Origin of the sequence: Desulfamplus magnetovallimortis (assembly GCF_900170035.1) — a bacterium.
GTDB lineage: Bacteria > Desulfobacterota > Desulfobacteria > Desulfobacterales > Desulfobacteraceae > Desulfamplus > Desulfamplus magnetovallimortis.
The window spans coordinates 465,679-466,613 of the sequence record NZ_LT828542.1; the positions used below are offsets into that span (position 1 = coordinate 465,679).

General features: G+C 36.4%; 1 protein-coding gene. It reads left to right on the forward strand.

The genetic code is table 11. From position 1 onward, the window contains the following. Positions 1 to 731: 731 nt before the first annotated feature. Positions 732 to 935 (forward strand): hypothetical protein (locus tag MTBBW1_RS28270; protein ID WP_186441167.1); only part of this gene is annotated, 204 nt, incomplete at its 3' end.

The following is a 935-nucleotide window of genomic DNA, read 5'->3' on the forward strand; positions in this document are numbered from 1 at the left end:
ATGGCAGGGGCTGAGGAGGTGCATCTTGTTTTTTTCAATAGAGATAAAGATGTAAAGTGGAATGACAAAATATGGCACAGACAGGATAGTTATGAGGGAAAAATGGTTGATATTTGGGGATGTTAAGCAGCAATGTTTTGATTGTACCTTTTCATCCTGCTTATCCTGTTATCTTTTTCTTCTGACTATTCTGATTCAGACAAATGCAATATATCGCAAAAAAAATTATTCAAGTTCATCATGATTCATTACAACCTGCATATATAAAAATAGTCTTATTATAATAAAAATACATTTTTTGATTTACTGTATTTACCAAATCAGCTATAAGCAAAAAGATTTTATTTTTTTGCCTGTATCTGATTTTTTTTTGAAAAAAACGGTTCCAATTCCATTGAAGAATATATGAGATTAAGGATCAAATCTAAAATAACTTGCCCATTAACATCACACCCCATCCAACCGTTCCATGTCGGGAGAGGTTAGATGGGCAAATTTTATATGAAAGCCTCCGTAACAGCCTGTTTTGAAAATGACTTTCATTTCTTCGATTGTGGCTGTCATCAGCCATGTACGTTATAAGAAAGTCCCCGTCTTTTAAGCTGCTAAAGGACTTTCATTCTTCGTTGTGGCAGATGGAGCTGCCATGGCCGTTATTTAGGAGTCACTCTTTATCAATCTCAAATCACAGCATCCCATAATAAGTCGTAAGCAATAAAACGGAGATCATTATGCACGAAACAGCCTTGAAAGTAGCCATGGGAGGATTAAGTCACGATCTGGGTAAATTTGTTGACATGACTATCCTTGATCCACCTGAAGGGTATCTGGAAAACAATGCTGGAGTTTTTCTTCCGGTGTGGAATGGAAACTATTCCCACTGGCATGCATTATACACGGCAGCGTTTATTGAAAAGATGTCTTCATATTTTCCG